The sequence below is a fragment of the Pseudomonas sp. SDO5591_S426 genome, assembly GCF_054070755.1.
In genome coordinates this window covers 1-5,092 of record NZ_JBSVXD010000284.1, presented here as the reverse complement: position 1 = coordinate 5,092, position 5,092 = coordinate 1, and the positions used below count along the sequence as shown (strand labels likewise).

Annotated in this window: 2 protein-coding genes; both read right to left on the bottom strand. The window is 61.3% G+C overall.

Annotated features, from left to right (window positions below; genetic code table 11):
* Positions 1-29: 29 nt before the first annotated feature.
* The gene (locus tag ACW9JC_RS28575) at positions 30-2,396 is read right to left on the bottom strand and encodes a tetratricopeptide repeat protein (RefSeq protein ID WP_457459229.1); all 2,367 of its coding nucleotides are present in this window, start codon (positions 2,394-2,396) and stop codon (positions 30-32) included.
* A gap of 99 nt (positions 2,397-2,495) precedes the next feature.
* On the bottom strand, positions 2,496-5,009 hold the full coding sequence (locus tag ACW9JC_RS28570; RefSeq protein ID WP_457459227.1) for a fused MFS/spermidine synthase: 2,514 nt from the start codon (positions 5,007-5,009) through the stop codon (positions 2,496-2,498).
* Positions 5,010-5,092: the final 83 nt, after the last annotated feature.

The following is a 5,092-nucleotide window of genomic DNA, read 5'->3' as shown; positions in this document are numbered from 1 at the left end:
CAGGCTGCGATCTTTTGATGTTTTCTCGATCATTTCAACGCCGGATCCCCCATGTTCATTTTCTTCCAGCCCTGCAACAGCGCTTGAGCCTTGGGCTCCTGCCCGTTATCCAGGTAGTACTGGATCAGCGACAACCGCGCGTTGCGGTTGGCTGGCTGTACCTTCAACAGCCTTTCCAGCTCTTCACAGGCCTGATCAATCTTGCCGCTGTCATGCAGCGCTACGGCCAGAACGTAACCGTACTGCGGACTTTGCGGTTCCAGTTGTGCGGCTTTGCGCAGGTATGGCATGGCTTGATCCGCTTTGCCGGCACGCACCAGCGACAAGCCCTGAGTGTGCTGCAGAAGGGCGGCGTCCGGGTGTTCCTTCAGGCTTTGTGCGAGTAGCGCCTGAGCCTCCGCGCTACGGCCATTGGCTTCCAGCCACTGCACCAGCGTCACCAGCGCCGGGTAGAAATCCGGGTCCCGCTGGAGCGAGGTGTGGAGCAGACCTTCGACCTCGCCGCTGCGACCGCTGGCCTGATACAACATTGCGAGGTTGAGATTGGCTTCGGCACGTTCAGCCAGACTCTTTTGCACCGCTTCGTACTCTCCGATGGCGGCATTCCAGCTGTCTTGCGCAGTGCCCAAGCCGTTTCGCGCCACGCTGAGCAAGTCCCGGGCCGCCGCAATGCGAACGGCTTTCACCGGATCGCTCAGCAACGGCGTCAACAGTGGAGCGCGCTCCGGTGGCGGCAGGAACGCGCTGATTGCGCGAATGGCGCTTTCGCGCACTTGCGGCGCGGAGTTGCTCAAGTCCTTGGTGGCCAGTTTCAGCGCTTGTTCACTTGGGTACATCGGCAACTCGGTCAGCAGGGTCGCCCGTTGAATCGCCGGCAGGTTGCTGCGTTGCAGTTGTTCATACAAGGCTTGCGCCGCGCCGGGCTGGCCGTTGCGAATCAGCCACAGGCTTTCGTCGTAACGCGGGGCTTGCGCCGTATTGGCGCTGTTCCACAACTTGAACTGCTCGGTGACCTTGTCGCCGGCCTTGCCTTGGTGGCAAGTCAGGCAGGCGTCCGGCGTACCGAGTTTCTTCGCCCGTTCGGGGTTGGGAATGCTGAAGCTGTGGTCGTGGCGGAAGTCATTGCCCATGTAGAACTTGCCGGGCATGTGGCAATCGACGCACTGCGAACCCGGCTGGCCCATGGTGTGGCGGGTGTGTTCGATGGAGTCGTAGTTTTTCGCTTGCAGGCCTTTGCCGTCGACGCCTTCCACTGAAGTCTTGCCCGCCGTGTTGTGGCATTGCAGGCAAACGCCGTTGCCCGGCGCCTTGAGCTGAGTGCTGTGGGGGTTGTGGCAATTGCTGCAGCGCACACCCTTGTCGAACATTTTGCTTTGGGCGAAGGAGCCGTGTTCGAACACTTCATCCTTGATTTTGCCATCCAGCGCATACAGTTCGCGGGTCAGGGTGCTCGGCAGGTAATCATCCATCAGCCGGTTGCCGACGGTGAAACCATCGCTCAGCGGCGCACGCCGGGAATGGCAGCGCGCACAGGTTTCGATCTCGACGCTGGCGTTCTTGTCCTTGAGGTCGACGGCAAAACCGGCATGGATCAGGTCGGTTTTCTTCGCCGTCCATTCCAGGTGGTTGGAAGCAGGACCATGGCAGGCCTGGCAACCGACGCCGAGGCTGTTCCACTGGCTGTCGAAGGTGTTTTTGGCCGCATCGAAATTGCGCTTGTAACCGGTGGTGTGGCACTCGACGCACATGAAGTTGGCGTTCTGGCTCGGTTTGCTCCAGTGCAACGGGTCCTTGAAGGTCACGCCCTGGCCCGGATAGAGATGGAACCAGCGATTCTTTTCTGTATCCCAGGCCACGCCGAGGGCTTGCAAGCGGCCTTCGCCAACCTGGATCAGATACTGCTGCAACGGTGCGATGCCAAAGGTATAGGCGACCTTGAAGTCTGCGTTCTTGCCATCGATGCCGGGCGTGTTGACCCAGAAACCGTCGTCCTTGCGCGAGAAACGGGTGGTTTCGTTTTCCGCCTTGAAGGTGACGTTGTTGAAATCGCCGAGCATGGTTTCAGCGTTGGCTTCCTGCATTGCCAACTGGTGATGAGAACCTTGCCAGTCCTTGACCTGGGTGCTGTGGCAACCCTGGCATTGTTGCTCGTCGACCATTTTTGCCGGCGCCAGGTCAACCGGTTGCGGTTGCGGTTGCGGTTTGGCCGGTTGCGCGACGGGCGCAATGGTTGGCGCATAGGTCACGGGAGCCGGTGTGCTGCTGAGCAGAAACCAGCCGATACCGACGACAGCCAAAAGCAGGGCGCCGATGGTGACAGGGAACAGGTAGCGACTAATCAGGTTGGGACGCGAATCAGGGTTTGGGTTTGCTGCTTTATTTTTATGTTTCGGCATTGCGACTTCCGTAGTCCAGGTGCGTTTGCCGTCAGGCGCGCGTTGTAGCTCGATGCAGCTTTGCCGGATGGCCGGCGTGTGTCAAATGATGGCGATCTCTCATTCGCCGACAAACCACCGGTAATACGGATTTCCGCCGTCTCCGCGCATCACTTCGCGAATATCCCGCGCCCAGGCATCACGATCACCGTCATAGGCATGCAGGCTCGCCCGATAAAATTGCATCAGGCGTTGCCGGTGCGCGTTCATGCGCTCATTGAAGCCGGCATCGGCATTCACCAGCGGCGGCGCGATGTGCAAGTCCAGCAACGCCGGCAGCACCCGGGTGATTTCCTTGGCCCGGACCCACGGCGCGTACTCGATACGCGGTTGATCGTCGGTCACCGGTTGCGCATCAGCGGCGAAGCGTTCCAGGCCGGCGCGGTCAGTAACCCAGGTTGCGAGCAATGCGGCGGCCGAACCGATGCCGACATCCTGCAAGGTGCTGCGCACGCTGTCTTGCTGGAAGCGTTGATTGATTTTCGCGGCATCCAGTTCAATCGGCTCCATCGAACCCACCAGCAGCATCTCGTGGAACTCGCTGGTCCACAGATTGGCGTACGGGAATACGTCGAGGAAACTGCGCACCAGCGCGCGCGAGTCGTCGATGTTCTGCGTCGGCAGCGGTAGCCACTGAGCCACCAGGCCCTGCTTCTGCAAACGGCTGGCGGCCAGTTGATAGAAATCGCGGCTGTACAGATTCACCACACCGGCAGCGGAGGGCGGTGGTGGTTCGAGAGTGATCAGGTCATAGCGTTGTGGATTGCGCAGCAGTTCCTGGCGACCGTCACGCAGTCGCACGTCGACACCGGGATTGGCGGCGGCATTGAAGTTGCCCTTGAACAGCGGCGCTGCCTTGACCACCGAGGGCAGCAGTTCGGCGACGACGCGATGTTCAAGGCCCGGGTATTGCGTCAGCGCGCCGGCGGTGATACCGGTGCCGAAGCCGATCACCAGCGCCGAGCGCGGTTCAGCGTTGTGGATCAGCAGCGGCAACAGCGCCTGAATGCGCATGTAGCGCAGGGATGGCATGGCGTCACCGGTGTTGGATATGCCCTGGATATACAGGCGCTCGAATGTTTTTTGCCCCTTGCCCTGGGTGACCACGGCGACGGTTCCGCCGCGTCCTTCTTCATAGAACGTCAACGTGCCGTTGCGTGCGCCGGGCAGCAGGCTGGCCAGTTTGTTGACCGGGGTAAAGACGGCCAATGCGACGGCCAACAAACCGATGGCGATCACTGCCTGACGCCGACCTTTCTTGACCCCATGACCCTTGCGCACCGCAAAGCAGCCGATCCCGGCGGCGATGATCGCCAAAAGGCCCAGGGTACGAACCAGTCCCATTAAAGGGATCAGCACGAAGCCGCAAAGCATCACGCCGACAATCCCGCCGAGGGTATTGAATGCGACAACTTCACCGACATTGCGCCCCACATGGTCACGGCCGACGCTCAAGCGCAGGGCCACGGGAAAGGCCGCGCCGAGCAGCAAGGTCGGTACAAAAACAATGCTCAACGCCGCCACCGCAAAGCGTGCGCTCATGCCCAGCAATTCACTGGCGCCGAACGACAGCACCCAGGCTTCGGCCACGCTTTGGGCAACTATCAGCCAGCGTCCGAGCAAAGCGATTTCCAGCAACGCGATGAGCCCGGCACCGGCAATCAGCAAACCGAATACGCCCCAGGGATCGCGCAGGCGATCGACCCGGCGGGCTAGCAGCGCGCTGCCGAGGAACAGTCCGGCGAGATAGGTCGCCAAGACCACGGCAAACGCATAAGTGCGCGTGCTCATGAACTGCACGATCGATTGCGACCAAACCACTTCGTAGCCCAGCGCCACGCCCCCGGCAATCGAATACAGCCACAGGGCCAGGCGATCCGGTGCCTTGTCGGCGTGGTGCTTCACCGTTGTTTCGTCAGGTACGGAGCGCTGACGTTGAAACCACAACGCGCCAGCGGCGGCCAGCAGGTTGAGCATCGCGGCGGCCAGGGCACTACCGCGCACGCCGAGTGTGGCAATCAGCACGAACGCGGCGAGCAGGGTGCCGGCAATGGCTCCGGCGGTATTCGCGGCATACAGGTGCCCACCGGCCTTGCCCAGTTGTTGCGGGTCAGTCGCAAGAGAACGAACCAGCACGGGCAGGGTGCCGCCCATCAGCAGCGCCGGGACGCCCACCAGCAAAAACGGCAACACCCACGCCATGAGGCCGATATGTTGTTCCAGCCAGGCAAACGGGCTGGCCGCCAGACTCATGGCGAACGTCGCGCCAACACCGAGTATCGCCACCAGCACTTCCAGCCCGGCGTACAGCAGAACGGGTTGCTGCAACTTGTCCGCCCAGCGCCCGAACAGCAAGCCACCCAACGCCAACCCGGCAAAAAACGCACTGATCCCGGTGGTGATGGCGTACACCTCCACGCCGACCACCAATGACAGCTGCTTGATCCACAGCACCTGATACACCAGCGCCGCAGCACCGGAAACGAACAGCAACAGGGCGGGGATCAACAGCGCCGGGGACGCGACGTGAGGGGCAGGTATGGCCGACGACTTGCTGGCGACACGTGAGGACATGGATTTGTTGCCTTGTGCAATGAGCAAAGTAAGCATCAATCAGCGTAGGAGCTGCCGCAGGCTGCGATCTTTTGATCCTGATG